21 protein-coding genes and 1 pseudogene are annotated in these 24,341 nt (G+C 45.0%); 1 reads left to right on the top strand and 21 read right to left on the bottom strand.

The features are described from left to right. Positions 1-15 precede the first annotated feature (15 nt). The 16 genes and pseudogenes from FYJ57_RS00815 to FYJ57_RS16150 all read right to left on the bottom strand — a co-directional run. Positions 16-630: a YARHG domain-containing protein gene (locus tag FYJ57_RS00815; protein WP_022400428.1), complete on the bottom strand. Its 615-nt coding sequence runs from the start codon at positions 628-630 to the stop codon at positions 16-18. Between the two features lie 96 nt (positions 631-726). After that, on the bottom strand, positions 727-1,899 hold the full coding sequence (locus FYJ57_RS00810; protein WP_154431170.1) for a hypothetical protein: 1,173 nt from the start codon (positions 1,897-1,899) through the stop codon (positions 727-729). Between the two features lie 241 nt (positions 1,900-2,140). Next, complete coding sequence (locus FYJ57_RS00805; protein WP_154431169.1) at positions 2,141-3,940, bottom strand: glycoside hydrolase family 2 protein; 1,800 nt, start codon at positions 3,938-3,940, stop codon at positions 2,141-2,143. Next, positions 3,937-4,944, bottom strand: coding sequence for a heparan-alpha-glucosaminide N-acetyltransferase domain-containing protein (locus FYJ57_RS00800; protein WP_154431168.1), 1,008 nt, complete (start codon positions 4,942-4,944; stop codon positions 3,937-3,939). Before FYJ57_RS00800 ends, FYJ57_RS00805 begins: the two co-directional genes overlap by 4 nt. A gap of 2 nt (positions 4,945-4,946) precedes the next feature. Then, positions 4,947-5,774 (bottom strand): carbohydrate ABC transporter permease, encoded by an 828-nt coding sequence (locus FYJ57_RS00795; protein WP_154431167.1) that lies wholly within the window; start codon positions 5,772-5,774, stop codon positions 4,947-4,949. Position 5,775: 1 nt separating this feature from the next. Continuing rightward, positions 5,776-6,663, bottom strand: a complete 888-nt coding sequence (locus tag FYJ57_RS00790) for a carbohydrate ABC transporter permease (protein ID WP_154431166.1) — start codon at positions 6,661-6,663, stop codon at positions 5,776-5,778. 86 nt (positions 6,664-6,749) lie between these two features. Further along, complete coding sequence (locus FYJ57_RS00785) at positions 6,750-8,147, bottom strand: ABC transporter substrate-binding protein (RefSeq protein WP_235904301.1); 1,398 nt, start codon at positions 8,145-8,147, stop codon at positions 6,750-6,752. 378 nt (positions 8,148-8,525) lie between these two features. Then, positions 8,526-9,446 (bottom strand): ArsR/SmtB family transcription factor, encoded by a 921-nt coding sequence (locus tag FYJ57_RS00780; protein WP_154431165.1) that lies wholly within the window; start codon positions 9,444-9,446, stop codon positions 8,526-8,528. A 21-nt stretch (positions 9,447-9,467) separates the two neighbouring features. Then, the gene (locus FYJ57_RS00775) at positions 9,468-10,343 is read right to left on the bottom strand and encodes a homocysteine S-methyltransferase family protein (protein WP_154431164.1); all 876 of its coding nucleotides are present in this window, start codon (positions 10,341-10,343) and stop codon (positions 9,468-9,470) included. An 89-nt stretch (positions 10,344-10,432) separates the two neighbouring features. Beyond that, a complete protein-coding gene (locus FYJ57_RS00770) occupies positions 10,433-10,825 on the bottom strand; it encodes a VOC family protein (RefSeq protein WP_154431163.1) in 393 nt (130 codons plus the stop codon). Between the two features lie 246 nt (positions 10,826-11,071). After that, the gene (locus FYJ57_RS00765) at positions 11,072-12,271 is read right to left on the bottom strand and encodes a peptidyl-prolyl cis-trans isomerase (RefSeq protein WP_205839877.1); all 1,200 of its coding nucleotides are present in this window, start codon (positions 12,269-12,271) and stop codon (positions 11,072-11,074) included. 164 nt (positions 12,272-12,435) lie between these two features. Next, a complete protein-coding gene (gene mfd / locus FYJ57_RS00760; protein WP_154431161.1) occupies positions 12,436-15,951 on the bottom strand; it encodes a transcription-repair coupling factor in 3,516 nt (1,171 codons plus the stop codon). Between the two features lie 12 nt (positions 15,952-15,963). After that, positions 15,964-16,524, bottom strand: a complete 561-nt coding sequence (gene pth, locus FYJ57_RS00755; protein WP_022171705.1) for an aminoacyl-tRNA hydrolase — start codon at positions 16,522-16,524, stop codon at positions 15,964-15,966. A gap of 16 nt (positions 16,525-16,540) precedes the next feature. Next, on the bottom strand, positions 16,541-17,491 hold the full coding sequence (locus tag FYJ57_RS00750) for a TIGR03943 family putative permease subunit (protein WP_154431160.1): 951 nt from the start codon (positions 17,489-17,491) through the stop codon (positions 16,541-16,543). Continuing rightward, a complete protein-coding gene (locus FYJ57_RS00745) occupies positions 17,491-18,576 on the bottom strand; it encodes a GTP-binding protein (RefSeq protein WP_154431159.1) in 1,086 nt (361 codons plus the stop codon). Before FYJ57_RS00745 ends, FYJ57_RS00750 begins: the two co-directional genes overlap by 1 nt. Next, positions 18,563-18,769 (bottom strand): annotated as a pseudogene (locus FYJ57_RS16150) (DUF6783 domain-containing protein); the annotation flags it as partial. The gene FYJ57_RS00745 and the pseudogene FYJ57_RS16150, both read right to left, overlap by 14 nt. Here FYJ57_RS16150 and FYJ57_RS16145 point away from each other — a divergent pair. Further along, positions 18,686-18,868 carry a DUF6783 domain-containing protein gene (locus tag FYJ57_RS16145; protein WP_328597415.1) on the top strand — a complete coding sequence of 61 codons (183 nt, stop codon included), beginning with the start codon at positions 18,686-18,688 and terminating at the stop codon, positions 18,866-18,868. The pseudogene FYJ57_RS16150 and the gene FYJ57_RS16145 overlap by 84 nt on opposite strands. A 261-nt stretch (positions 18,869-19,129) precedes the next feature. Here the strand turns inward: FYJ57_RS16145 and FYJ57_RS00740 are convergent, their stop codons facing one another. From FYJ57_RS00740 to FYJ57_RS00720, 5 genes are read right to left on the bottom strand one after another with little or no spacing between them, the layout of a single operon-like run. Then, complete coding sequence (locus FYJ57_RS00740) at positions 19,130-20,407, bottom strand: L-cysteine desulfidase family protein (RefSeq protein ID WP_154431158.1); 1,278 nt, start codon at positions 20,405-20,407, stop codon at positions 19,130-19,132. 24 nt (positions 20,408-20,431) lie between these two features. Further along, positions 20,432-21,409 carry an ABC transporter ATP-binding protein gene (locus tag FYJ57_RS00735; protein ID WP_154431157.1) on the bottom strand — a complete coding sequence of 326 codons (978 nt, stop codon included), beginning with the start codon at positions 21,407-21,409 and terminating at the stop codon, positions 20,432-20,434. Between the two features lies 1 nt (position 21,410). Beyond that, positions 21,411-22,421: an ABC transporter ATP-binding protein gene (locus FYJ57_RS00730; protein ID WP_022170851.1), complete on the bottom strand. Its 1,011-nt coding sequence runs from the start codon at positions 22,419-22,421 to the stop codon at positions 21,411-21,413. 11 nt (positions 22,422-22,432) lie between these two features. After that, positions 22,433-23,299, bottom strand: a complete 867-nt coding sequence (locus FYJ57_RS00725; protein ID WP_022400439.1) for an ABC transporter permease — start codon at positions 23,297-23,299, stop codon at positions 22,433-22,435. A 4-nt stretch (positions 23,300-23,303) separates the two neighbouring features. Next, the gene (locus FYJ57_RS00720; protein ID WP_118619465.1) at positions 23,304-24,254 is read right to left on the bottom strand and encodes an ABC transporter permease; all 951 of its coding nucleotides are present in this window, start codon (positions 24,252-24,254) and stop codon (positions 23,304-23,306) included. Between the last annotated feature and the right edge of the window lie 87 nt (positions 24,255-24,341).

The raw sequence follows: 24,341 nt of genomic DNA, 5'->3' as shown, positions 1-24,341 counted from the left end.
TGTTGCACCCCCTTCTTAATCCCAGTTTTTCGAATCTTCATATGCCTGAAGAGCTTCTACATTTTTCTTCTCTACCGAAGAAAATTCAGCTGCCACAACATTCATATCCGTCTCTTTTGGCATATTCCGGTACCAGTCGTACTGATTAAAATAATCCGTATTTTCCTGTTTGGAAAACTGATATCCGTGGCGTGCATAGATTTCGTTGACCGCCCGGCGGCAAAGACTTCGGGTGGTCAGTGTCGCCTTCATTTCAGCCTTTGAAATAATAACGGTATCACTGTTCGGGAAGACGAATCCCGCATATGGATCTTCGTCTGTGTCGATGGTATTATCCTCAGCATCCGTTTCTGTGTCCGACGCATCTTCTGTATCCTGAATGCCTCCAGCGATTGCATTTCCTCCATATGACACCGTCGCAGCAGAAGGATAATCTGCCGTCATATCCATATCATAATATTCCTGATCATTTTCCCGAAAGTCCGCAGGAAGTTCTGCTTTTACAGTTTCTCCTTTCGCCGGAGAAATCAGAACACCCGCAAGCAGCACGGCAAGCGCCGCCATATCCAAAATACCTAACATTACAACCGCAATGATAAGCCCCGTTGATTGTTTTTTCTTCTTTGTCATATTTTTACTCCTATTGTTTTATCGGCAGCGGATTGATCACTTTTCACAGTACATCCGCTGCCGATACAGTCTGTAAGCTGTGCATCCACCGACAGCTTACAGCACATCAAAGATATCGCCCAGACTGTTGATCAGTCCACCTGCCATACTGTTCAGTGTACTTCGCACCAGCAGATATACAACCAGTCCCGCAATAATCGTGAAGCATAATTTTGCAGCAAAGTATGCATACGGTTTTTTGTCTTCATCAATATCTGCCACTGCACGATATTGCGCAAACTGAATATAGGTTACCAAAGGTGCCAGAATACCGAAAAATACCAGTGCAATTTCCGGTGCGATTCCGATCAGAATTCCTTCTATAATAATGATAAATGTGGCGAACATATCTGTAGCACCAACAACATCGATATATGCCTGAAAGCGTGCTTTTGCCCCAAACAGAGCCGTAATCACTTTCAAAAATACCGCATCGATCACATCAATACCTGCAGTCGCCAGAATCACACACAGGATACTCTTGAAATATGGAATTTTAATATTCAGGTAGGAACTGTAACCTGATACTGCTCCTCTTATCTTCAATAGTACGATCAACAAAAAGATAAGGCAAACCACCATTTTCGTTGCGATAAATTCAATGCCGACTGCCGGATTATTGCTGTCTGCAATTGCTTTTACTCTGGTTACCGGTGCTTTCAGAATCGGCAGGATCTCAGAAAACATATTTTTCGTTCCGGCTACCAGCTGATCTTTCTTGTTATACAGCCATTCTGCCTCTTTGGTTCTCTGCTGATAATACTGTCCCTGCTTGTTGTATGGGTTCTGCTGATTTTGGTTGTAATACTGCCCCTGCTGCTGGCTTTGATTATAGTACTGATTCTGCTGGTTTGGGTCGTAATACTGCCCCTGCTGCTGGCCCTGATTATAGTACTGATTCTGCTGGTTTGGGTCGTAATACTGCCCCTGCTGCTGGCCCTGATTATAGTATTGGTTCTGCTGGTTTGGGTCGTAATACTGCCCCTGCTGCTGGCCCTGATTATAGTATTGGTTCTGCTGGTTTGGGTCGTAATACTGCCCCTGCTGCTGGTCCTGATTATAGTACTGCTTTTGCTGCTGTCCGTCAGTTCCTCCGGTCAAAGATCCATATTCCTCCGTTTGTGGCTGCTGTGTATAGATCTGCTGTGATGCTTCCCGGTTTGCCGATGTGCAGGTACAAACTTCGCCTTCCTCTAATTTTCTTCCGCACTTGGTACAAAATTTTGCCATACGCTTTCCCTCCCTGTTTCTTCTTTGCAAAATTCTTCTTTTTCTTACCTTGCATTTATTAAATTTTTATAAACTAAGAATTTAATTTTAGTATATGGACTGGCTTACTTCCTGTCAATCAAATTTGCTCTGTTAAAGGCAATTTTTCCTGTACACAGATCAAACCACAGGGAACATACCGCGCAAAAAAGTCATCTGCGCAGGCTGCTGCACAGATGACTTTTTCCATCTTTTCTTATCTTTACATAAACGATCTCCAATATCCAATCCGACGTTCATTGATTTCTTTGATCACTTCCGGCTCCACTTTGAAGTTCCGGTCAATATCCATCAGGCCATTGATCTCCTGCTGTACATCGCTGACCTGCGTATAGCAGAAGCCGCAGCAATATGGAATCTTCTTCACTGCTGTTGTGATATCATCAAAACGTCTGATGAAATCTTCTTTGGTATTTACCTTATTTCCATATCCCCATCCGGAATCATCGTTATTGAACGCAATTCCGCCGTATTCACTGATGATCATTGGCTGTCCTTTATACTCATATCCGTTTGCAAAGGCCGATTTTGCACTGCTGTGATATACTTCTGTAGTCATGATCTGATCTTTGTATTCGGTATAACGTTTGTACAAGGTATCTCCCACTTCTTCATAATCATGAAGTGTGATGATATCTGAAATAGTATGTTCCCATCCATCATTGACAATAACAGGCCGCATCATATCGAAGCTCTTCGTCAAATGGTAAACTGCTTCTGTAAAGTGCTGCTCTACTCTTCTGGTTTCCACCTGGCTTACACCCCAGGATTCATTGATCGGTGTCCAGGTAATGATACATGGATGATTGTAGTTCTGACGAACGATCTCCATCCATTCTTTGGCAAATTCTTCTACTGCATAATCCGAATACTGATAAGCAGCTGCCATCTCACTCCATACCAACATTCCTTTCACATCACACCAGTATAAGAATCTTTCATCCTCAATTTTCTGATGTTTACGAAGACCATTGTATCCCAGTGCATGGATCTTATCGATATCCTCGATCAGTGCTTCTTCACTTGGCGCAGTCAGATGCGAATCTCTCCAGTATCCCTGATCCAGGATCAGTCTCTGGTACAACGGATGACCATTTAACAGGATGTTTGGTCCGTCAATGCGGATCTCACGCATAGCAAAATAAGAACCGATCTCATCCACAGCTTCTCCTTTATATATAACTGTAAAATCAATATCATACAGATCCGGCTGGGACGGTGTCCAAGTGCAAACGCCCCATTCCAGTCCAATACTTCCATAATAGGATACGTTCATTGTTGTTCCCACATGTTTCTGGTTTGCCATTACAGACTGTTTTGCAACCGGAACACCTTTGAAGCTTACAGATGCGGTGACAATCAGATCTTCACCCAGAACTTCCTCCGCTGCATCTACTTCATATTCCAGTTTTAATGCCGCATTCTGCAGATCCGGTGTCATCTTGACAGATGCAAGGCCGATCTTCGGTACATACTCGCTCCATACAGTCTTCCAGATACCGGTAGTCTGAATATACCAGCAGCCAAAATTCTCTTTGATCCAGCGCTGTTTTCCTCTTGGCTGCTGCGGATCATAAGAATCTTCCACTTTGACAGTCAATTCATTTTCTCCGTCATGCACCAGATTGGTAACGTCAAAAGAGCATCTTGCATAGCCGCCTCTGTGGCTTCCTGCATAGGCACCGTTTACCCATACTTTTGTAATAAAATCACTGCCCTCAAAATGCAGGATATAGCGATTGTTCTCCAGTTTTTCGCCATCCACGCTGATCGTCCGATGGTACCAGATAAAATCATGGCGGGTTTCATCCTGAATGCCGCTTAACTTTGTCTCATAGGTAAATGGAACATTGATCTTTTTATCACCTTTGAATTCCTGATACCATTTCTCTTTTTCTCCGGCATTTTCATCGTCAAAGTCAAAATCCCAGGATCCGTTCAGGTTCTCCCAGTCAGCCCGTACAAACTGTGGTCTTGGATAGTCTTTGATGTAACATTTCATTTTTGCTTTCCTCCATTTTTCACATTATTTATATTTTTGAGATATCCCATAAGCAATAAGATCACAATAAAAAATGTATATGCATACCCTTCACTGCGAAAACTGAAACCAGATCCCGCAAGTGCAAATATGAACAGATTGCTTAAAAGAAGCCAATACAACGATACCTTTCCGGTTTCTTCCAGATAATGAGCAATTCTTTCTATAATAAACAAATTTCTTTTTCTCTCTATTCCTATGGATATCAGATAATATCCATATACCACTGCCATTCCCCCGCTTACAAACCCCAATGACGGCGGAAACCGCTCCGGCAGCATGCCTGTTTCCAGAATGGTACGCAGGCATGGGATTCCGGCAAATATCACTACCAGAAAGATCCATACATTCCATCTAATCTCTTTCTTACAGAATAGCACACCTGCTGCAAAGAATACAGCATATTGCAGCACCGGAAAGGTAATATAATCTCTCGATCCTGCCAGCAATGCAAGCCAGGAGTTATGTACCCTGTCATAAGGAATATAACACGCCATACAGCTTATACAAGCTACCCCCACAAACATTATCGTGTTCATACGTCTCATGAGCGGATAAATAAAAATTCCCACAAGCAAAACCGCTGCAAAAGAAGCCAGAAATTCTGACCATCCCGGATACTTTTTAAGCAGCAACACTTCTGTAACAAATTTCCAACGAAAGATTTTCCCTTCCACAAATGCTACATACGCAATGCCTGAAATATAAAATGCAATCAAAATCCGAAATACATTTCTCAACATTTTTACACTGCTGCTTTTCCAGCTTTTTTCATAGTATGCTACCTGATTAGTGTAACCAAAACAGAACATAAATCCCGAAAACGTAGATAAATTGATCAGATTGACCAGAATTTTTTGCAGTCCGTACTCTTCTTTTCCAAAAAACTGAATACAGTGACACAAGATCATTCCTATTGTCAGTATTCCCTTCTGAATATCAATTTCTCTTTTTCTCGTATTCATGATCAACCCTTAACTGCACCGGAAGTAATTCCGGCAACAATCTGTTTTTCGAATATAATATAAATGATAATCATCGGCAGTGATGCCACCATACTTGCTGTCAGCGGCTGTACATAGTCCACTGTATACGTTCCCGCAAAGGTTGGAATACCAACCGGAAGTGTAAACAGTTCACTGCTCATAGCGCAAAGCAACGGCCAGAGATAATTGTTCCAGCTACCAACAAAAGAGAAGATACATACTGTTGCCAGAATTGTTTTTGACAGCGGCAACACGATCTTGAAGAACAATGTTAATTCTCCTCCACCATCAATACGTACCGCCTCCAGTAACTCATTCGGTAAACCTTTAAAGAAGGTAACCATAATGATCATATTCATGGAACCTGCGATAGATGGCAGAATCAGACCTGCATACGTATCAATCAGGTTCATATTATTTACCGTGATAAATAACGGAACAATTGTAGCTTCCCCAGGAACCATTAATCCAATCAGAAAATACGTAAACAGCAGTTTATTCCCTTTAAAATTCATTTTTGCAATCGCATATGCAGCCATTGCAGATACAATAACTGTCAGCACCGTACAGATTACCGCGATCACCAAGCTGTTAATCAACCACGTTGGAACCTGGGAATTAAAAATAATTTTCGGATAGTTTACCAATGTATATGGTGGTGTGAACCAGTCTATTACCGATTTGATCTGTTTTCCTTCATGTTGAAATGATACAGCCAATGCCCAGACAATGGGACCAAGGAACAGCACGGCCAGAAAAACAGATACAATATTTAATACCCAGTATCCTGGTTTTTTTGTCTTCTTCATGCTATTCTTCCCCCTTTCTCTGAAGAATCTGTTGCGCAAGTGAAAGAATCAGCAAGATTCCAAACAGAACATAGGACATTGCCGCCGCATAGCCCATATTGCTCTTTCCAAATGCATTTTCATAAATATACTGAATCAGAGGTCTTGTAGATGATGCAGGACCACCTCCTGTAATCATGTAAATCTGACCAAACACCTTGAAGCAGGCAATCATCTGAAGCAGAAATACCAGCCATGTTGTTGGTTTCAACAATGGAAGAACAATGCGAAACATCTGTTGTGTACTGGATGCTCCATCGATAGAAGCAGCTTCGTAAACATCTGGCGAAATATCCTGCAACGCAGATAAGTACAGTAACATGCTGAAACCAATCGTCCACCATACTGTCATAACAGAAATCGTAATCCACACAAGATTCGGATCCTGTAACCACTGTAATTCTTTAGATTTCGGCAAAAGACCCAGCGCATGCAGAGTACCATTAATCAATCCTGTATAAGGAGTAAATGTATATTTTGCAATTAATGATGCAATAGATACTGACAGTACACTTGGAAGATAGAAAATAACACGCAATGATTTTTTCAGTTTTGTTGCTCTGTTCGCCAGTAGTGCCAGCACAAGCGCGGTAATTACCAGCATCGGTGTGGTAATCAGTGTGAAAAATGCTGTATTTTTTAATGCACCCCAGAAATTTTTATCTTTTAAAAACTTTGTATAATTGTCAAAACCAACGTATTTTAGTTTACCCATCAGTCCCCATTTATGTAAACTCACATAAAAGCCCTGTATAACCGGCCATATCGTAAACACGGTATACAGCACAAAAAACGGGAGTATAAAAGCCATAGCCACTAAAAATGTTTTTCTTTTTCTCGCTTTACTCATCGTTTACTCTTCTTCCTTTCATCCGTGACTCTTTTACAAAAACAGGGGAAGCCTTTCGGCTCCCCCCTTATAGCCCAAAATGTTTATTATTCCAGATTAGATTCCAATTCTCCATATAAAGAGTCAATAGCCCCACTTGCATCCGTTGCATCGGACCACAGAGTATTCAGACTGTCGATCATACCAGCTTTCATGGCATAGAAATGAGGATTCTTTGAAGGAAGCACTGCAGTATCCAGAGCTGCTTTATAGCTACTTCTGTATGGCATATCTTTGTATTCCTGGCTTTCCAGAACTTCTTTGTTGGCCGGGATCTGACCGGAACCTGCCCATGTAGTTCCACCATCTTTTGATACTGCTACCATGAATTCTACTGCTGCTTTTGTTTCTTCTTCTGTTCTGTCTGGATTTACCGGAAGAATCAGAGTGTGAGAGTCAGCCCAGCAAGAATCATTGTCAAACAGCTGTGGAAATGGCTGAGCAGCAAAATTCAGACCGTCTGTCTGTTCCAGTGCACCGGTACCCCATGTTCCACCAATATAGAATGCTGCTTTTCCACTCTGGAAGAATTTCTGGTGATCATCAATACCTTCTGCAACATATCCTTCATCATACAGAGATTTCACAAATTCTGCTGCTTTTACAGCAATATCTTTATCCATGGTAACTTCTGTTCCATCATCATTTACCAGTGGAGTTCCACCCATCTGGAAGTAAGTTGCCCACCATACACGGTACGGATCATCTCCATTATTTGTCAGAGAAATAACAGATTCTCCATCTCCTATAACAGTTTTGCATTTGTCCAGGATGGCAAAGAAATCATCTTTGCTGTTGATATCCAACTGTCCATCTGCATTCAGTTCTACACCGGCTTTTTCCAGAATATCTGTATTATAGTAAAGAATTTCTGCATGAGTATCTAACGGAATCGCATAGATATCGCCATCAAAAGTTACAGAATCAATGGAATTGTCCGCATACATAGAAGAAAGGTCAACTCCCATTTCATCCAGATAATCATTCAGCGGTTCTACAACTCCCTGATCTACCAGCTCCGGTAATTTGGAAGCATGTGAAATTCCGATATCTGGTCCTTTTCCTGCTGCTACAGCTGTCTGCAATTTAGTATAATAATCGCCCCATACCAGCATAATGGACTGTACCTGTTTATCCGGATCCGTAGCATTATAATCGGAAATGATCTTGTCCATGTACTCTCCGTCACCACCACTGAACAATGACCAGAATACCAGTTTATTCTCATCTACTTTTACAGCTTCCGGATTATTTACAGTTCCGTCTTCGTTCACATCTGCATCTTCACCTGATGCGGCATCATCTGTACCCGCCTCTGCTGTTTCTTCCTGTTTTGTATCATCTGTTGTTGCACTGTCATCGGCAGAACTTCCACTGCCACAACCAGTTAACATTCCTGCAACCATCGTTGCTGCCATCAGAGAAGCAATTAATTTTCTTTTCATTTTACATCCTCCCATTTTTTCATTATATAGTTTCCGTTTTCTATCTGGCCATGATAGTTCCAACAGCTCTGCTGTTTGTTTTATTTCAGTATCCGGTTTTCTTTGTTGTTTTCACAGCATTTCTGTTTGTTTATCTATGATTATAGTCTATTTTTTCAGTTTGTCAACTGTTTTTTATACACTTTTACTGTTTTATTATTTTATTTAAACAGAAATACTGTTTGTTTTATCTTTTTTCAAAGAAATAAAATAATAATTTCTGTGAGATATTGTATTTTTATACAAATACCACTTTTCGGTTTTGTGCAAAACACCTTATCATTATTTCGCAAGCAAAAAAGAGCAGCACTGAACTTTTCCAGTACTGCTCTTTTCGTTTTAATATTCCATAGCCAGAATAATATCTTGATCATAATCTCCAAAGTGTTTTCCAAAGAGATTGAATCCTCCAACATATCTGGCATCTTCTTTATTTCCAATTCTAACCTTTACATACGGTTTTTCCATAACATTTAACATATCAATAGAAACATCGCTGATGTATTCACCATTCAGATACGTACCATCCTTACGCACTTCCCATGTTTTCAGCATACCATACTGTGTACTTCCTATCGGCCAGTCTGATGGCATAAGCCTTCCCCTTCTGGCTCCAAAATCTCCCGGACACGTCCAGGTTCCACAATCTATCCCATTGATCCACACCGTAATATCTGATTTCCAGTCTTCCCGGTATCCTGGAGCTTCCGAACACAGTTCCATTGAAATCGACAAACGATCAACCTTGCATTCACTGGGAACACCATTAGCAAACTTATATTCTACATATCCGGAAGAAGTCCATAAAAATCCTGCTCTTATTCTTTCTGGAAGATAAAAGGAAAATTCTCTATCATCTATTCCTATGCTTCCTTCTTCGCTATAAAGACCACAGGTTGGACTCACCTCACAGCTACTATATGCACCAACTGGCATCTCAGCACTAAAAACCTCTTTCACATCCAAATTTCTTTTTGTTGTATGTATAGTCAAAGCATCTACTTTACGTGTACATAGTTTTGTACTTCCACGGGTACCCGGCTGCTCTTCCATACGAACCAATCCTGCCTGTTCTAATATTTTCAAATGAAATGCCGTACTGGATGCCGGAATATCCAATTTTTTTGCTATCTCTCCGATAATCAAGCTGTCTCTATACAAAAGTTGAAGTATCTCTAAACGTACCGGAGAAGATAGTGCTTTTCCAAGATTGCACACCGCATCAACCTCGTCAATACGATACTCTTTAATTTTCGCCATCTTTCCCTCATTTTTCTTTTTCTATCTTCCTAACACCTTCGCCAGTTTCCGAATATATTCCGGGGTGGTTCCGCAACAGCCGCCTACGATTCCGGCACCGACTTCTACCAGGTGTTTGGTGTGTCTTGCAAAATCATCTGCATTCATATCGTAATGAGCTTCGCCTTTGTCATCGATAAACGGCATGCCTGCGTTTGGTTTCGCGATGATCGGAACAGTTGCCACTTCTTTCATGCTGGCAACTACTGCTTCCAGCTGATCCGGACCTACGGAACAGTTCAGTCCTACGGCAGCCGCTCCCATCTCCTGTAAAGTCAGAACTGCTTCCACGGCATTACCTCCGTACATTGCGCTCCCGTCTGCTTCCAGAGAAAGCGTACAGATCATCGGAAGATCGCAGACTGCCTGTGCTGCATCCAGTGCAACCACCGTCTCATCCACGCTCAACATGGTCTCTGCAACAAACAGATCCACTCCTGCATCCACCAGGGCTTTCATCTGTTCCTGATATGCCTCATACAGTTCATTATAAGTCAGGGTTCCTCTCGGCTCCATCAGCTGTCCGGTGGTGGTGATATCTCCCGCTACCAGAGCCCGGTTGCCGATTCCGTCTTTACAGATCTTTACCAGCTTTGTGTTCAGTTCGGCTACCCGATCCTGGAGATTAAAGTTTCTCAGGCTGATAGGATTGGCTGCGAATGTAGGAGCATAAACGATCTGGCTTCCGGCATCCACATAGGCACGCTGCAGTTCCTGTAAAACTGAAGGATTTTCAAGTACCCACTGCTCAGAAGATATGCCTACCGGCATACCTGCTTTTCTCAGGTTGGAACCGGTGGCTCCGTCCAGAATTACTACCCCTTTTGCTGTCAGTTCATCAAATTGCTGTCTTGTCATTGTTTTCTCCTTCCTCTGTATATCCAAAACACTATTTCAGTATTATCAGCTTTTTTATCTTCCCACGGACTTACAGAGGGAGCGTCCCATTACTGTTTCCGTTCACAGAACTCGATCCGTTCTTTATTCGGTCCTTCGATAATAAAGAAAGCCACACCCTTTTCCCAAAATGGAAGTTCTTCAATTCCATTCGACAACACTTTATATCCCTGCTCACAGATCCATGCATAAGCAGCCTGAATATCTGTGCAGTTTAAAGCGAAGTGATTGATTGCGCCTTCAATGCCGTTGCCACCTTCGGCGTAGGTCTCGATCATCAGGTTCCCCAGCTGCAAAAAAGTAACTTTTGCCTGGTTGGCAGGTACCTGATTCGTGTGCATGGTCTGAAATCCCAGACCTTCATAGAACCGGATCGTTGTTTCTATGTCTGATGTAGGAATTCCGATATGCTGGATTCCTGTTGTCCACTGTGTTACACTCATCCTCTGTATCCTCCGCTTTTTTCTCTGTACTATTATGATGATACCAGGGTTCCAAGTTCAGAAATCTTCCTGCAAGCAAGCTTGCGTCAGATTTCCAAACTTGGAACCTGACAAAAACATGAGTAAGCAGCCATTTTTCGAAGAAAAATGAGCGGATTACGAATGTTTTTGAGGATTGTGAGAGTACGAAGTACAGAACAATCCGGTATCAAAGGGGTCAAAATACTTTTTGACCCCAACATCATATTACTCAGCGCTGTCCTCTGCTGCTGTGTCTTCTGTTGTAGTGTCTTCACTGTTATCCTGTGAAGAGGTATCTTCTGTACTGTCCTGTGCGTCACTGGATTCTGTATCATCGCTGCTGTCGGCACTCTTGTATACAAAAGATACACTGTCAGTGACTGTGATCTGATCCCATACTTTATCTTTGACTTTAATCTTTTCTTCTTTTACCCAGTCTTCCAGTGTGCTGTCATACAGATCAGATTTTCTTTCTGAAATAACCGTCTTCTCTTTGTTTTCTGTCGCATCTTCGTCCAGCATCTTATCCAGACGTACCACATAATAACCGTCGTCGCCTTCGATCACACTGTCAGCAACTTCTCCGTCTTTCAGTTCCAGAGCTGCATCCTGTACCGCCTCATCCAGTGTATCATCGGTACTTCCCGCTGTGGTAAATGCCGGTGCTGTCGCACTTAAACTGTCATCTACCTCTTTTGCCAGTGCATCCATATCTGCGTTTGCCACGTCATCGGATGCTTTTACTTTATCAAGTACCTGCTGTGCCAGGTCTTTTTTCTGTGCTTTTTCTTCATCGGTCAGATCAATGGTATTACCGTCATCATCTTTTTCTGTTCCTTCTGTAGAAACTTTTACGATAGTGACTCTTGTCTGATCTTTTTCATTGGCGCTGACCTCGGTATCTACATCTACAGTCATCGGATCATGCATCTTGCTGCGGATCGTTACCAGTTCCAGATACGTAACGATGTCGTCTTCAGATACTGCCAGTTTTTTCAGGATCTTTTCATCGTTATCTTTGATAAATTCCGCTGCTGCTTCTTTGATCGCTTTTTCTTCATCATCCGTAATCGTAACGTCATAATCTGCCGCATGTGCTTTTAGTACATACAACTGATTAATTGTCGTCATGACGCCGTCTTTGGAGCTTTCCCCGACAGTTTTCCCGTCGTCTCCTTTCTGATCCCACACATTAGATGCAGAGCCGCTGACACCATACTGTGACATCAGCATATTATAATAACTCATGGTCTGCGCCTGCTGGTCTCTTATCATATAGCTTGCCAGACCCAATGTTACTTTTTCATCTCCTACAGTTGCTACGGTTTTTGTTCCATCAATTGCTTTTGAGCATCCGGACAGTGTACCTGCTGCAAGAGCAGCTGCCAGAATCCCACATGCTGCGGTTTTATTTAACTTTCTCATGTTTTCCTCCGTTACCCTTTTATGTACTCCGGGAGTACATTTATTCACTAATAGCATTTATTATAGACTATTTCCTCCTATGGGGCAACTTTTTTCCTTTTATTTCAATCTTTTTTCACAAGTGCTCATCTCTTGTTTTCCTGTTCTCAGGAATTTGCCTGCACTTATACCAGACACTGCATGACCGTCAGTAATTCAGTCGCCTTCTCCTGCATCGTCACTGCTTCCTTTGCCTTTCGGTTCCTCGGACGATACAGAAAATACGGATTTGTTTCGACTTTAAACTGCAGTTCTTCCGGATACTGATTCAGTATCTCCGGTATCTTCGCTGTGTCAATCTTCGCCCGCTCATACATGGTAAGTTTCAGGCTGTCATCAAGCTGCTTAACTTCGGTCAGATAGATCCGGTGAGCCATGGCTTTCAGGCTTGCCACTGCGAGGAGGTTCTGCACCATCTTCGGCGGTTCTCCAAAACGGTCCAGCAGTTCTTCCATCATATCCTCATACTCTTCCCGGTTCTCGATCGCCGCGATCCGTTTGTAAATATCCAGCTTCTGGTATTCATTCGGAATATATTTTTCCGGAATGTACGCATTGATCTGCAGGTCGATCGTCGTCTCGAAGTCTTCCTGTACTTCGATTCCTTTTGCTTCCTGTACGGCTTCATTCAGCATCTTACAGTAGAGATCGTATCCTACCGCTTCCATGTGACCGTGCTGTTCCGCTCCCAGAAGATTGCCCGCACCACGCAGTTCCAGATCACGCATGGCAATCTTGATCCCGCTTCCCAGTTCAGTGAATTCGCGGATCGCATGGAGGCGTTTTTCTGCGATTTCTTTTAACATCTTATTTCTCCGGTACATCAGAAAAGCGTATGCGGTCCGGTTGGATCGTCCTACCCTTCCTCTCAGCTGATACAACTGAGAAAGTCCCATCTGATCCGCATCATGGATGATCATGGTATTGGCATTCGAGATATCCAGCCCCGTCTCGATGATTGTTGTGGAGACCAGAACATCGATCTCTCCGTTAATAAATCCATACATGATCTTTTCCAGTTCACGCTCGCTCATCTGTCCGTGGGCAAATGCCACGCTCGCCTCCGGAACCAGTTTTCGGATCTGATTGGTGATCTCTTCAATGTTGTTGACACGATTGTATACATAATACACCTGACCACCGCGTGCCAGTTCCCGGCTGATCGCCTCCCGTACCATCTCATCGTTATATTCCATCACATAGGTCTGGATCGGTGTACGGTCCTGTGGAGCTTCTTCCAGAACACTCATATCCCGGATTCCGATCAGACTCATGTGAAGAGTTCGCGGAATCGGCGTCGCTGTCAGGGTCAGGACATCGATATTCTGTTTCATCTGCTTAATCTTTTCTTTGTGGGTAACACCAAAGCGCTGTTCCTCATCGATGATCAGCAGTCCCAGATCTTTAAACTGCACATCTTTGGACAACACCCGATGGGTGCCGATCAGAATATCCACCAGACCTTTTTTCAGATCCCCGATCGTCTTTTTTTGCTGGCTGGCGGTACGGAACCGGCACAGAAGGTCCACGCGCACCGGAAAATCCTTCATCCGCTGTACAAATGTATTGTAATGCTGCTGTGCAAGGATCGTGGTCGGAACCAGATAAACCACCTGTTTTCCCTCCTGGATCGCCTTAAATGCCACACGGATCGCAATCTCCGTCTTCCCGTAGCCCACATCTCCGCAGATCAGCCGATCCATGATCTTCGGGCTCTCCATATCCTGCTTTGCCGCCTCGATCGCCTGCAGCTGATCCTCCGTCTCTTCAAATGGAAACATCTCTTCAAATTCCCGCTGCCATACCGTATCCGGTCCATAGCGGAAACCGGCTTCCTGCTGTCTGGCTGCATACAGTGCCACCAGATCTTTTGCGATATTCTTTACAGCTCCGCGGACCTTCGTCTTGGTCTTCTTCCATTCCTGTCCGCCGAGTTTGTTTAACTTCGGTGTCTTTGCCGCATCAGAATCGGCATATTTTTGCAGGACATCCAGCTGGGTGGCGAGAATATACAGGTTACTTTTTCCTGCATACTCGATCTTGATATAGTCTTTCACCACACCATCCACTTCCATCTTCTCGATGCCGCGGTACACGCCCAGCCCGTGGTTTTCATGAACCACAAAGTCTCCTACGGAAAGCTCCGAAAAGCTCTGGATCTTCTTTCCGCTGTACTGGGATTTTTTCCGTTTTTTCTTCTTTTCTTTGCCGAAAATATCCGTCTCCGAGATCACCACGTATTTGACCATCGGATACTCGAAGCCACGGCTTACCCGTCCCCAGGTGACCTTGATCTGTCCCGGCTGGATCAGTTCTTCCGGATCCTCACTGTAAAAAGCTGACAGTTCCTGATCCTGCAGATCTTTTGCCAGTCTGGCCGCCCTTGTTCGTGAAGGAGATAACAACAGCATCCGGTAACCGGATTTTTTCCAACGCAACAGATCTTTTACCAGCATCTCAAAACTGTTGTTGTACGGGTTGACCGATTTTACAGTCAGCTGCATCTCCATAGTGAAGTTCCACCCGGTTCCCCGTGGCTCCATCGTGGACAATGACAGTGTATGCATCTGATGAAACCGATGCACTACTTCCTGATGGTTTCCGATCACTTCCATCTGTCCGGGCAGAAGATACCCCTTTTCCAAACGGTGAATCATACTCTCCCGAAATTCTTCTTCTGTTGTCTTTGCATGTTCTGTCAACCGGTTCGGCTCGTCGATCACAACCAGCGTGTTCTCCGGCAGATATTCCAATAACGATTCTGTTTTCTTATAAAAATACCGGACAAAACTTTCTGCTCCGGCAATATGCTCCATCTCTTCTAACTGGTCTTTTAATTCAGCGGCGATCTGGCGGACTCTCGCCCCTTCCTCTGTCTTCATCTCGTCCCGGAACTTCTTCTGACTCTTTTGCGCCTCTTTTTCAATGGCTTTGATGCCTTGTCGGATCGTCTCCTTATCCAGCACCACTTCCGTCGCCGGATAGATCGTAATCTCCTCCAGATTCTCGATCGAGCGCTGGCTTTCCGCATCAAAACTGCGGATGGAATCCACCTCATCTCCCCACAGTTCGATACGCCACGGATTATCCTCGGTCAGAGAAAATACATCCATGATTCCACCACGGATAGAAAACTGTCCCGGAACCTCTACCTGCGCCGCCCATTCATACCCGAGTTCCAACAGATGTCTTTTCATCCGATCCAGGTCAATCTCGCTGTCATTGCGAATCTTTATTACTTTTTCCTTCCACACGGCAAGCGGCACCAGACAGTCCAGGCAGCTGTCGATCGAAGTAACGATCGTCACTTCTTCCCGCTCCAGCAGTGCGCGAAGCACCTGGATCCGTTGTCTGGTAAGAAGATTACCATGGATATCTGCCTGATAAAAGATCAGATCCCTCGCCGGATAATACAGTACTTCCGGGTCATACAGACGAAAATCCTCATAAAATGCCTTGGCTTTCAGATCATTTTCCGCAACGATCAGTCGAAAAGGAAACTCCCGGAGAAGCCCATTGGTAAAATGAGCTTTCTGGGAGTCCAGGCATCCGGAAACCTGTACGATTCCCGGTTTCTTCAGTTGTCTTATGATCGCATCAAAATCGGCCAGTTCATATAATGGTTGTACGAATGCATCCATCGTTTTCCCTTTCTAGTTAAACTGATTCATCGCCTGATCCACTTCTCCCTGCACCATCAGTTCCACGGCGCCTGCCACGCGTTTCAGCGCGTCATCCACCAGTCCCCGGTCTTCTTTGGAAAAGTGTCCCAGCACATAATCCGCCAGATCCCAGCCCTTCGGCTTTTCTCCGACTCCAACTTTGACTCTCTGGAAGTTCTGGGTGCCCAGCTGTGCGATAATATTTTTGATCCCGTTATGGCCGCCCGCACTTCCTTTTTTCCGTATCCGGATCTTTCCCGGTTCCAGACTGATATCGTCATAGATCACGATCAGTTCTTCTTCCGGATCGATCTTATAATAGTCTACCAGGGCTCTCACTGATTCCCCGCTCAGGTTCATGTAGGTCAGCGGTTTCGCCAGGATCACTTTCTGACCCGCGATCACGCCCTTTCCGTACATTGCCTTATGTTGTTTTCCCGAAGAGGGTACGCGATACTCATCCACCAGAAGATCAACCGCGTCAAATCCCACGTTATGGCGGGTATTTTCATACTGTTTTCCCGGATTGCCCAGGCCTACGATCAGATACATAATGATAACTCCTTCATCAGCCGAAGTATACCAGCTCCTGCTCCGGTTTTTCTGCCGCTTCAATCTCTGTTGCGTACAATACCGGACCTCTGCCGTTGTATACTTCCATAAATTCGTCTTTAACTTTTGCAGTTACCGTTACCCAGCTGCCGATCCGCAGTCTCTTGGCTGCCGGATTCTTACAGATATAGCCGATAAACTGGGTATCATCCGCACAGCAGGTCATCGCCATACGTCCAGGCACGAAAAATCCTGCGTTCAGCTCACGACTTTTCAACACCTGTCCTTTAAACCGAACCGTCTTATCCACATATTTTTTCAGATTATCCATCATATCCACATACCAGATACCGTAATCGATATCTTCAATATCAATGATATCCGCGTTCATATCATACGGCATCTCATCCTGAAAAATATCGTCGATCTCGCCCTCTTCATTTTCAAATACCACTTCCGCTCTGGAATTGACAACTTTGACGCTGCGGCGGAAGTTTGCCAGCGGATGTTCATCCTGACAGCGGTTGAAAATTACCAGATCCGCGTTTCGGATCATCTCCATGAACAAGGATTTCATATTGTTCATATAGATCTGGAAGGTACTGGCATCCACGGTTACGATGTGCTGTGCCAGATCCCAGTAACGTGGCATATCGGTCTGATAGAACTTATCTACAGACCACAGCGGATTGTACTCTACCAGAACTCTTCCCGGATGATGTTTTTTATTCAACATCTGCAGGGTATCCGCGTTAAAGTCTTCCGGATCTTCGATGATCTCGATCACCGTATTCATTTTTTTCAGGCTTTCCTCATCGTACTCCTCTTCTCCCTCTTCGCAGAGAATCAGAAGCGTTTTGTCCGGAATCTGAAAATAACTCTGATGAATGGTAAAATCCAGAAACTGGGTTTTACCACTCTCTAAAAATCCTGTAATTAAATATACGGGAACATCTCTCTTCATCATTACTCATTCACTCCAAAAATTTCAGCAATTTTGTCTTCTGCCATCTTGGAACCGATCACACAGATCTTACCTGTGATCTGTGGAGTACCGGTGCGTACCTCATACTCTTCCGGAACCATATCAAAGTAGATCCACTGTCCGTCTTTTCCGTCCACCATACCTTTAGCACGAAGGATCACACCAAGATCTTCTGCTTCTGACAGTTTCTTCAGTGCAGCTTCGATCTCTTCTTTTGTATATTTCTTAGCAGTCTCACGACCCCAGCTTGTAAATACTTCATCCGCATGGTGATGGTGGTGGTCATGTCCACATCCGCACTCGCCGTCATGATGATGTTCATGGTCATGATCATGTCCGCATCCGCACTCGCCGTCATGATGATGTTCATGGTCATGATCATGTCCGCATCCGCACTCGCCGTCATGGTGATGATCATGATCGTGGTGTCCACCGCATACCGGGCAGAAATCTTCGTCTTCTTCTCTGCCCTGCTCCATAGCTTCCAGAATCTGTGCACCGTCCAGTTTTTCGATTGGAGTGGTGATGATCACTGCATCCTTGTTCACTTCGCGGATCAGAGCGACTGCTTTGGCTACTTTCTCTTCGGTAGCCTTCGGTGTATCGGTACGGCTCAGAATAATCGTTCTTGCATACTGTAACTGGTTCTCGAAGAACTCACCGAAGTTTCTCATATACATTTTACATTTGTTTACATCTGCTACCGTTGTATAGCTGTTCAGGCTGATCTCACAGTCCACATCCACACCTTTTACCGCTTTGATGACATCAGACAGTTTGCCCACACCTGACGGCTCGATGATGATACGATCCGGATGATACGTTGTAATCACTTCTTTCAGAGAAGTTCCGAAATCACCTACCAGAGAACAGCAGATACATCCGGAGTTCATCTCACGGATCTCGATACCGGAGTCTTTTAAAAATCCTCCGTCAATACCGATCTCTCCAAATTCATTTTCAATCAGCACTACCTGCTCGCCTTTTAAAGCTTCAGAAAGCAGTTTTTTAATCAGTGTTGTTTTTCCGGCTCCTAAAAATCCTGAAATAATGTCAATCTTTGTCATGTTTTTTACCTCCTGAAAAACGCCCAAAAAGGGCTGTTTTAGAGAAAACAGCCCTGAATTTTTGTCTGCATATCCCGGACTTTCGACAGTTCCCTGCCCTAGAGCGTGTCTGAAAAATCATTTCCGCAATCTGCAAGCCCCACTTTGCGGGAGATTTTACCCTCATTCGGTTGCCGTAGCCCGCTACGCCGCCCTCATTCGGATAAAATCTCCCACAAACTGGGACTTGCAGTTCACGAAAAGCCTTTTTCAAACACGCTCTAGAAACTCACAGGATATTTTTACCGAATAGTTACTCCTCTATACTTTTATCACGTTTTGTAAAAAAAGTAAAGCCCCCTTTGCCTTTGCGGTTTTATATAACTAACCGTTTTTTCATGCAAAAAGAGCTTTTTTGGTAACTATTCAGTAAGTAATATCCCGCGAGGTGTTTTGGCATGAATATGCCAAAATCCCGAGACATACAAGTCAAAATGCCATCACCGAAGGTGATTTTAAATGCATTTTGACTCGTAACTGTGAAGGTACTGAACAGTTACCTTTTTTGTATGTATTATCCGTGGATCATCAGATGCACGATCTCCCGGTCTGTCTCAAGCATACCTTCAGATGCCAGTTTACCAACACAGCGGATCGTATTTTCCACTCCTTTTTTTACGATACCGTCACCGCCGATAAACTGCTGTCCGTTCTTATACATAAAGTAACCAAGGATTCCCGCGTCTACAGAGGATGCGATCTTCGCTGCGCAGGATGCTTTCGCTCCGTCGCAGATCATACCTGATACAATGGCAAGACCGTTGACAATGGCATGCTCGCCCTCCTTCTTGCCGTCTCCGTACAGGTAGGCGATCCCTGCGCCACAGCCACATCCGGCTCCTACTGCACCGCAGTATGCGGAAAGTCTGCCGATTCCTTCTTTGATATGGATCGTTGCCAAATTTGAGATCACCAGAGCCCGGTACATCGTCTCTTCCGATACCTGCAGTTCTTTTGCAAAAACCACGATCGGGACAGAAGCTGTGATTCCCTGGTTGCCGCTTCCGGAATTGATCACTACCGGAAGTTCACAGCCGTTCATTCTTGCATCGGAACCGGCAGCCGCCATGGCTTTGGCGCGCACCTTGACATCCTGATCGCCGTAAGTGGCCAACAGGACCTTTCCGATATTGGCTCCATAATTACCACAGAGCCCTTCCTCGGCGATCGCCATGTTGTAACGAACCTGACGTTCCAGTACTTCACGGACATCTGCAAGGTCCACTTCCTTTGCAAATGCAAAGATTTTTTCTATGGTAAGCGTCGATTTGTCTGCCAGTGCGGATTCTTCTTTTCCGGTAATCTCTTTTGCCAGAAGAATCTCCCCGTTTCTGGACACATGCACCAGATTCGTGTGGAAATCGGTGATCCGTACACTCGCTCTATCTTCTCCGTGATATAAAGTAATCTGAATATCAAAGATCAGATCAGAGGATGCCTCACAGACACTGCACGGAACTTCCTTCAGGAAGGTTCCCATTACTTCGATGTCTTCCTGTTCCACATGGGAGATGACCTCCAGTTCCTTCGCAGCATCTCCTGCCACGATTCCGGCAGCTGCGGCGGCTTCGATTCCACGCAGTCCACCGGTATGTGGAACAACCACGCTTTTTACATTTTTTATAATATTTCGGCTGACCGCAACCTCCACCCGCTCTGGAAGGGCTCCCAGTGTCTTTCTGGCAACAGCTCCCGCATAAGCGATGGCGATAGGCTCGGTACATCCCATCGCCGGCACCAGTTCATCTTTCAGGATCTGGACATAAGTTCGGTAATATTCTTTTGAAAGCATATTTCTATCTGTTCCTCACTCTTTTTATTTTTTCCAGCATGCCACCATATGGCCCGGTGTTCTCTCTTCCAGTTCCGGTTCCTGCTGTCTGCACTGATCGGTCGCGTAAGGACAGCGTGTATGGAAACGACAGCCGGACGGAACATGCAACGGACTCGGAAGATCTCCCTCGATGCCGCAGTGTTCCAGACTGAGTGCCCGCTTGGGATCTGCGATCGGAATGGAGGCCAGCAATGCCCGGGTGTATGGGTGGCATGGATTGTCATACACTTCATCGCTTTCTCCGCTCTCCACAATCTTACCAAGGTACATCACACCAATCCTGTCGGAGATATGGCGCACCATGGACAGATCATGTGCCACAAACAGGTAAGTCAGTCCCAGTTCCTGCTGCAGATCTTCCAGCACGTTGACAACCTGTGCCTGGATCGATACGTCCAGTGCGGAGATCGGCTCATCGCAGAGCAGGAATTCCGGATTGACGGATAAGGCTCTTGCGATACCGATACGCTGACGCTGTCCGCCGGAAAACTCATAGGCATATTTTTCCATATCGTCTGCCTTCATACCTACTTTTTCAAGAAGGCTTACAATCCGCTCATCCATCTCTTTTTCCGGAAGTTTTTCAAAGACAGATATCGGTTCAGCCATGATTTCTCTTACATTCTGATGGGGATCCAACGCAGAATAAGGATCCTGAAAAATAATCTGCATTCTCTTATGATATGCAAGGAGTTCTTTACCTTTTGTCTTTGTGATGTCGTAACCGTCGTAGGTTAAGATTCCATCGGTCGGCTCATACATACGGATCAGAGTACGTCCCAGTGTGGACTTTCCACAACCGGACTCTCCCACCAGACCGAAGGTTTCTCCTTTTTTAATAGAAAGGTTCACGCGGTCCACCGCCCGTACTTCCTGTACCAGTTTTCCGAAGAAATTTTTGACCGGGAAATACTTGGACAGATTCTTCGCTTCCAGAAGATATTGTTCTTTTGTTTCCATATTATTTCTCCTCTTCTTTCTTCTCTTTCTCGTCCAGTTCTTCTTTTGTGAAGATACATCTGGAGGACTGGGTATCGGAATATGCCCGCATGGACGGGATCCCTTTCTTACATTCCTCACATGCAAACCGGCAGCGGGTCACAAATGGACATCCCGCCGGCGGATTCGCCAGAGACGGTGCCATACCCGGGATCGGTTCGAGGCGTTCCCGACATCCGCTCTCACATTTTGGAATCGCATGAAGCAGTGCTCTCGTGTACGGATGGGTCGGATGTTCGAAGATCTCTTCTGTGGTTCCCTCTTCCATGATCAGACCCCCGTACATCACTTCGATCCGTTTCGCCAGAGAAGCTACCACCCCGAGATCGTGGGTGATCAGAATAATATTCATCTGCTCATTTTCATTTAACTGTTTGAGAAGCTGCAGAATCTGCGCCTGGATGGTTACATCCAGTGCGGTTGTCGGTTCATCGGCGATCAGCAGCCGCGGCTGGCAACACAGTGCCATTGCGATCATGACACGCTGTCTCATACCACCGGAAAATTCATGGGGATACTGATCCATCCGGCTTTCTGCCGACGGGATTCCTACCTTTCCCAGCATATCGATGGCTACTTTTCTTGCTTCTGCCTTGCTCAGGTTCTGATGACGTCGGAGTACCTCGATCATATGATACCCGATCTTTTTCAGCGGATTCAGGGCAGTCATCGGATCCTGAAAGATCATTGCCATATCTTTTCCACGCATTTTCCGTTTTTCTTTTTCAGACATGGACAGCAGATCCTTCTGCAGCAGTTCCAGATGATCTGCCTGCACATCTGCATTTTCTCCGAGAAGTCCCATGACCGACTTCATAGTTACACTTTTCCCACTTCCGGACTCTCCTACAATAGCCAGAATATCTCCTTCATCCACATGGAGGGAGACACCGCGCACCGCCTGAATCTTCTGTTTGTGACTCTCAAACGTAGTGGTCAGATTGTCTATGGTTAATACTCTGTTTTCTTTCATCTCCACTCCTCCTATTTGCCTGCGTCCATGACACGGGGATCTACATAGATCCGAAGCAGATTGCCCAGTTTGTTGAACGCAAAGATGGTCAGCATGATCAAAAGACCGGGGATGATCGCCATGTAAACGGCATTCTGCAGGTTACTCTGCGCACTCTGCAGTAATTTTCCCCAGGAAGACAGCGGTTCCTGAATACCTATCCCTAAGAAACTCAGGGATGACTCTGTCATGATCGCATTGGAGATACTGGTGGTCGCTGCGATGATGATCGTCGGCAGTACCGAAGGAATCAGATGACGGAGTACCATTTTAAATAACGGCACGCCGGCAAAGTCCGCATAGAGGACGTACTCCCTCTCTTTGACGGACATAACCTCCGCACGCACCAGGCGGGCAATTTCCATCCAGGAGAAGAATCCGATCACGATAATAATGGACACCAGTCCCTGTTTGAAGAAAATACTGATAACTGTAACCAGAATCAGCCACGGAATGGACTGCAGAATGTCAACGATCCGCATCAGGATACCATCTATGATACCGCCGAGATAACCGGCAAGGATCCCAACAGTGACACCGATGGTCACACTCATCAGCATGGCAAGCACGCCGACCAGCAGGGACACACGTCCTCCGTAGATAACACGTGCCAGATAATCACGACCCACTTCATCGGTTCCGAAAATATGGGCACTGCTTGGTGCCTCTAACATATGAGCGACATCGGTTTTATTCGGTTCCAGCGGGAGTACCGGAGCCAGTAAGGATAATATCAGGATCAGTGCAAGGAAGATAATAGAAAATATTGCGATTTTGTCGTGTTTTAATGCCTCCCAGACATTTTCCAGACGTTTTTTTTGAGAATGATTCATTGCCATACGATTACCCCATCTTTCTGATACGCGGATCTGTCACGCAGTATAAAATATCGGACAGCAGGTTTCCCAGGACTACCAGTGTGGAAGACAATATCAAAACGATCATAACAATCGGATAGTCCATACCCTGTACCGCCTTGATAAAATACGGTCCGATACCCGGCCAGCTGAATACGGTTTCCGTGATAACCGCACCTGTTACCAGCGTTGGCAATGCCATACCCAGTTTTGTGATAACCGGAAGCAGTACGTTCTTACAGACATGTTTGAACATGATCTCTGCTTTGGAAGCGCCAAATGCCTTCTGTACCATAACATAATCCTCGGAGTACTGTGTGATCGTGGAAGAACGCACATAACGCACATTGTCCGGGATAAATGCCAGTGTCAGCACCATATACGGTGTGATAAAATGCAGCAGGAAATCAGACAAAGTATTCACGCCTACCGTATGCATCCCAAGGATCGGAAAGATCCGCAGTTTATAGCCGAACAGATAGATAAAGAGCATCGCTACCCAGAAAGTCGGCATCGCGATCCACAGGGAACAGATCCCGTCGATCAGTTTGTCCAGCCATTTGTTTTTGTGAGAACCGGCCACCAGGCCCAGCACGATTGAGATCACATAGGCAGTCAGATAAGACGGCAGCACCAGCTTGATCGTGTTCGGGATTCTTGTCGCCAGCTCATCGAAAATATTCGTTTTTGTCACGATAGAATAGCCGAAGTTTCCATTCAGGATTCCTTCCAGCCAGCGGATATACTGCACATAGACCGGCTGATCATAGCCGTATTTTTCACGGATCATCTGTACCATCTCCGGAGACATCTTTGGAGTTGTCATGGCATCAATTGCATCATACGGTGCCAGATGAATCAGAGAAAAACACAGGATCGTGATCACGATGATCAGTGGGATCGCAGTAAGAATACGTTTGAAAATATACTTTGCCATACCTTTTTCTCCTTTTGTTTTTTATTCTTAAGCCCAAAAAGCGGAACTCTTCGCCTGTTTCAGAAGAATTCCGCCCTCATTATAAAT

The sequence above is a fragment of the Oliverpabstia intestinalis genome (genome assembly GCF_009696065.1).
Taxonomy (GTDB): Bacteria; Bacillota; Clostridia; order Lachnospirales; family Lachnospiraceae; genus Oliverpabstia; species Oliverpabstia intestinalis.
This window is presented reverse-complemented; position numbering and strand designations above follow the sequence as displayed.

Excerpts from the sequence above, each read along its gene's own strand:
- FYJ57_RS00815 (WP_022400428.1), bottom strand. The coding sequence starts at position 630 with ATGACAAAGAAGAAAAAACAATCAACGGGGCTTATCATTGCGGTTGTA.
- FYJ57_RS00810 (WP_154431170.1), bottom strand. The coding sequence starts at position 1,899 with ATGGCAAAATTTTGTACCAAGTGCGGAAGAAAATTAGAGGAAGGCGAA.
- FYJ57_RS00805 (WP_154431169.1), bottom strand. The coding sequence starts at position 3,940 with ATGAAATGTTACATCAAAGACTATCCAAGACCACAGTTTGTACGGGCT.
- FYJ57_RS00800 (WP_154431168.1), bottom strand. The coding sequence starts at position 4,944 with ATGAATACGAGAAAAAGAGAAATTGATATTCAGAAGGGAATACTGACA.
- FYJ57_RS00795 (WP_154431167.1), bottom strand. The coding sequence starts at position 5,774 with ATGAAGAAGACAAAAAAACCAGGATACTGGGTATTAAATATTGTATCT.
- FYJ57_RS00790 (WP_154431166.1), bottom strand. The coding sequence starts at position 6,663 with ATGAGTAAAGCGAGAAAAAGAAAAACATTTTTAGTGGCTATGGCTTTT.
- FYJ57_RS00785 (WP_235904301.1), bottom strand. The coding sequence starts at position 8,147 with ATGAAAAGAAAATTAATTGCTTCTCTGATGGCAGCAACGATGGTTGCA.
- FYJ57_RS00780 (WP_154431165.1), bottom strand. The coding sequence starts at position 9,446 with ATGGCGAAAATTAAAGAGTATCGTATTGACGAGGTTGATGCGGTGTGC.
- FYJ57_RS00775 (WP_154431164.1), bottom strand. The coding sequence starts at position 10,343 with ATGACAAGACAGCAATTTGATGAACTGACAGCAAAAGGGGTAGTAATT.
- FYJ57_RS00770 (WP_154431163.1), bottom strand. The coding sequence starts at position 10,825 with ATGAGTGTAACACAGTGGACAACAGGAATCCAGCATATCGGAATTCCT.
- FYJ57_RS00765 (WP_205839877.1), bottom strand. The coding sequence starts at position 12,271 with ATGAGAAAGTTAAATAAAACCGCAGCATGTGGGATTCTGGCAGCTGCT.
- mfd (WP_154431161.1), bottom strand. The coding sequence starts at position 15,951 with ATGGATGCATTCGTACAACCATTATATGAACTGGCCGATTTTGATGCG.
- pth (WP_022171705.1), bottom strand. The coding sequence starts at position 16,524 with ATGTATCTGATCGTAGGCCTGGGCAATCCGGGAAAACAGTATGAAAAT.
- FYJ57_RS00750 (WP_154431160.1), bottom strand. The coding sequence starts at position 17,491 with ATGATGAAGAGAGATGTTCCCGTATATTTAATTACAGGATTTTTAGAG.
- FYJ57_RS00745 (WP_154431159.1), bottom strand. The coding sequence starts at position 18,576 with ATGACAAAGATTGACATTATTTCAGGATTTTTAGGAGCCGGAAAAACA.
- FYJ57_RS00740 (WP_154431158.1), bottom strand. The coding sequence starts at position 20,407 with ATGCTTTCAAAAGAATATTACCGAACTTATGTCCAGATCCTGAAAGAT.
- FYJ57_RS00735 (WP_154431157.1), bottom strand. The coding sequence starts at position 21,409 with ATGGAAACAAAAGAACAATATCTTCTGGAAGCGAAGAATCTGTCCAAG.
- FYJ57_RS00730 (WP_022170851.1), bottom strand. The coding sequence starts at position 22,421 with ATGAAAGAAAACAGAGTATTAACCATAGACAATCTGACCACTACGTTT.
- FYJ57_RS00725 (WP_022400439.1), bottom strand. The coding sequence starts at position 23,299 with ATGGCAATGAATCATTCTCAAAAAAAACGTCTGGAAAATGTCTGGGAG.
- FYJ57_RS00720 (WP_118619465.1), bottom strand. The coding sequence starts at position 24,254 with ATGGCAAAGTATATTTTCAAACGTATTCTTACTGCGATCCCACTGATC.